This window comes from Thiohalophilus sp., from assembly GCF_031581315.1.
Classification (GTDB): domain Bacteria; phylum Pseudomonadota; class Gammaproteobacteria; order UBA6429; family Thiohalophilaceae; genus Thiohalophilus.
This window is the reverse complement of the sequence record NZ_JAVLAZ010000111.1, coordinates 2,704-6,525: the sequence shown is the minus strand read 5'-3', so window position 1 is coordinate 6,525 and position 3,822 is coordinate 2,704. Positions and strand designations below refer to the sequence as shown.

The window sequence follows — 3,822 nt, the reverse complement described above, 5'->3', positions numbered from 1 at the left end:
TGGCGGGTTTTGAAGGCCTGACACATCTCGGCGATGCAGCTCTGGTCGCCGTCCAGCGCCGCCTGGGCCGCCACCTGGGCGATGGAGGTGGGATTGGAAGTGCTCTGGGACTGGATTTTCTTCATCGCCTTGATGATCGGCTCTGGGCCGGCCGCGTAGCCGATGCGCCAGCCGGTCATCGAATAGGCCTTGGAGACGCCGTTGAGCACAATGGTCCGCTCGTACAGATCCGGGCAGGCGTTGACGATGTTGCAGAACGGCTCGTCGCGCCACAGGATGTGCTCGTACATATCGTCGGTGGCGATCAGCACCTGCGGATAATGGCGCAGCACCGCGCCCAGTGCCTCCAGCTCGGCCTTCGTGTAGGCCATGCCGGTGGGGTTGGAGGGGCTGTTGAGCACCAGCAGGCGGGTGTTGTGGTTGAGGCTCGCCTCCAGCTGCTCGGGCGTGATCTTGAACTGCTGGTCGATGGTGGTGTCCATAATGACCGGCTTGCCGTCGGCCAGCAGCACCATGTCCGGGTAGGAAACCCAGTAGGGGGCCGGGATCAGCACCTCGTCACCAGTATCCAGCAGCGCCTGGGCCAGGTTGTAGAAGCTCTGCTTGCCGCCGCAGGAGACCAGCACCTGGTCCGGCACGTAATCGAGCCGGTTGTCGCGGATGAACTTGGTGATGATCGCCTGCTTGAGGCCGGGCGTGCCGTCCACGGCGGTGTACTTGGTAAAGCCGTCCCGGATCGCCTGGATCGCCGCCTCTTTGATGTGGTCCGGGGTGTCAAAATCCGGCTCCCCGGCGCCCAGCCCGATAATGTCCTTGCCCTGGGCCTTCAGTTCGTTGGCCAGCGCGGTGACCGCGAGGGTGGGGGAGGGTTTGATGCGTTGTACCCGGGCGGAGAGCTTGATATCCAATGTAGCGGCCTCATCGACAGCGTTGCTTGACAAAGGCGTGTAATATACTGGAAACCTTCTCTTGACTGAATCGCATGAGCAAAAAATTTCAACTCAAATCCCAATTCGAGCCCGCCGGCGACCAGCCCGCGGCCATCGACGGCCTGATCAAGGGCATTCGCGCCGGCGAGGCGGGCATGACCCTGCTGGGGGTGACCGGCTCGGGCAAGACCTTCACCATCGCCAATGTCATCCAGGACATCCAGCGCCCGACCCTGATCCTGGCCCATAACAAGACCCTGGCCGCCCAGCTCTACGGCGAGATGAAAGACTTCTTCCCGGAGAACGCGGTGGAGTATTTCGTCTCCTATTACGATTACTACCAGCCCGAGGCCTATGTGCCGTCCTCGGACACCTTCATCGAGAAGGACGCCTCGATCAACGAGCACATCGAGCAGATGCGCCTCTCCGCCACCAAGGCGCTGCTGGAGCGCAAGGACGTGGTGATCGTCGCCACCGTCTCGGCCATCTACGGCCTGGGCGATCCCGACGCCTACCTGAAGATGCTGCTGCACCTGGTGCGCGGCGATCGCATCGATCAGCGCGATCTCCTCAAGCGCCTGACCGAGCTGCAATACAGCCGCAACGACGTCGAGCTGCAGCGGGGCACCTACCGGGTGCGCGGCGAGGTGATCGACATCTTCCCGGCCGACTCGGATCGCGACGCGGTGCGCGTGGAGCTGTTCGACGACGAGATCGAAAACCTCAGTTATTTCGATCCGCTCACCGGCGAGGTGCTGCAGAAGGTGCCGCGCACCACCATTTACCCCAAGACCCATTACGTCACCCCGCGCGAGACCATCGTCAAGGCGATCGAGCAGATCCGCGAGGAGCTCAAGGAGCGCCTGGAACAGCTGCGCAATAACGACAAGCTGGTCGAGGCCCAGCGCCTGGAAGAGCGCACCCGCTTCGATATCGAGATGATGCAGGAGCTGGGTTACTGCTCCGGCATCGAGAACTACTCACGCTACCTGTCAGGGCGCAACCCCGGCGAGCCACCGCCGACCTTCATCGACTACCTGCCCGAGGAGGCGCTGCTGGTGGTGGACGAGTCGCACGTGACCATTCCCCAGATCGGCGCCATGTACAAGGGCGATCGCTCGCGCAAGGAGAACCTGGTCGAATACGGCTTTCGTCTGCCCTCGGCGATGGACAACCGGCCGCTCAAGTTCGAGGAGTTCGAACGCCTGCAGCCCCAGTCCATTTATGTTTCCGCCACGCCGGCCCAGTACGAGCTGGATCACTCCGGTGCCGTGCTGGAGCAGGTAGTGCGCCCCACCGGCCTGGTCGATCCCGAGATCGAAATTCGCCCCGCGACCACCCAGGTCGACGATCTGCTCTCCGAGGTCAAACTGCGCGCCGACGTGGGTGAGCGGGTGCTGGTCACCACGTTGACCAAGCGCATGGCCGAGGACCTGACCGACTATCTGCAGGAACACGGCACGCGGGTGCGCTACATGCACTCGGATATCGACACCGTCGAGCGCATCGAGATCATCCGCGATCTGCGCCTGGGCAACTTCGACGTGCTGGTCGGCATCAACCTGCTGCGCGAGGGGCTGGACATCCCCGAGGTCTCGCTGGTGGCCATCCTGGATGCCGACAAGGAGGGCTTTTTACGCTCCGAACGCTCCCTGATCCAGACCATCGGCCGCGCCGCGCGTAACAGCCACGGCAAGGCAATCCTCTACGCCGATAACATCACCGGCTCCATGCAACGCGCCATGGACGAGACCGAACGCCGCCGTCTCAAACAGATCGCCTTCAACGAAGAACACGGCATCACCCCGACCACCATTCAAAAAGCGGTGGCCGACATCATGGAAGGCGCCTACGGTCCGGCCGCCGCCTCCGCACGCAAATACGCCCAGGTGGCCGAAGAAGAGATCCAGTACGCCAGCATGACCCCCAAAGAGCTGGCCAAAGAACTCCAGCGCCTGGAACAGCAAATGTTCCAGCACGCCCAGAACCTCGAATTCGAAGACGCCGCCCGCCTGCGCGATCAAATCCACCACATCCAGAACGCCCAGATGGGCCTGCCCGACGACTCCGGCCAGCGCAAGGAACGGCGCCAGAGCGGGAAGGGACGCAAGAAAGCCAAAGCGGCGGGGTGAAGAAAGTGCTGAGTGCTGAGTTCTTAGTGCTGCGGCCGGATATTTCACTCGCCCTGTGGGAGCGGGCTACGACCGCGACCCGGGCCTCTGCCAGAAGTCGCGCCCGTGGGGCGCTCCCACCAGGATGCTGAGTACTGAGTTCTTAGTTGCAGGGTGGGGTTTATTTCCTCGTCCCTCGTCCCGGCCGAAGGCCCTGGCCCCGGACTGCCAACTGCGACTGCGAACTGCCAACTTTGTTTATTGCCTTTTCAAGCTTCCCTGCTAAGATGGTATACATGTCAACCACATGATTTCTGAGACTACTAATGAGCAAACAGACCGCAGTCAGGCTACCCGATGAGCTGAACGAGCGTCTGGTCGCCCTCGCCAAACGGACCGGGCGCCCGGTCGCTTATTACATTCGCGAGGCGATCGAGGAACATCTGGAGGACTTGGAAGACATTTATCAGGCCGAACAGGTGCTGGAGCGGCTGCGCCGTGGCGAAGAGCAGATCGTAGACGGCGAGGAATTCTGGCGTGACCTGGCGGATTAGGTACGCCCGGTCAGTTCAAAAAACGGTCAAAAAACTCCACCCCCGGGTCCGCCAGCGTCTCCGGGATTACCTCGAGAACCGCATCGCCCAACTGGATGATCCGCGCCAGGTCGGTAAACCCCTCAAAGGCCAGCATAGCGAGCTATGGCGTTACCGGGTCGGCGATTATCGAATCATTTGCGAAATACAGGACGACACACTCGTCGTGCTTGTTATCCGAATCGGACA

The 3,822-nt window shown here is 61.9% G+C and carries 4 protein-coding genes; 3 read left to right on the top strand and 1 reads right to left on the bottom strand.

The genetic code is table 11. The annotated features are described in order from the left end of the window. Positions 1-908, bottom strand: a 908-nt coding sequence (locus RI563_RS12020; RefSeq protein ID WP_310694624.1) for a pyridoxal phosphate-dependent aminotransferase, incomplete at its 3' end; no start/stop codon positions are given. A 74-nt stretch (positions 909-982) separates the two neighbouring features. Here RI563_RS12020 and uvrB point away from each other — a divergent pair. From uvrB to RI563_RS12005, 3 genes are all read left to right on the top strand, one after another. Then, positions 983-3,061: an excinuclease ABC subunit UvrB gene (gene uvrB / locus RI563_RS12015; RefSeq protein WP_310694623.1), complete on the top strand. Its 2,079-nt coding sequence runs from the start codon at positions 983-985 to the stop codon at positions 3,059-3,061. A gap of 305 nt (positions 3,062-3,366) precedes the next feature. Beyond that, complete coding sequence (locus RI563_RS12010) at positions 3,367-3,594, top strand: DUF6290 family protein (protein ID WP_310694622.1); 228 nt, start codon at positions 3,367-3,369, stop codon at positions 3,592-3,594. Continuing rightward, positions 3,578-3,822: type II toxin-antitoxin system RelE/ParE family toxin (locus RI563_RS12005; RefSeq protein WP_310694621.1), on the top strand; the 245-nt coding region annotated here is incomplete at its 3' end. The genes RI563_RS12010 and RI563_RS12005, both read left to right, overlap by 17 nt.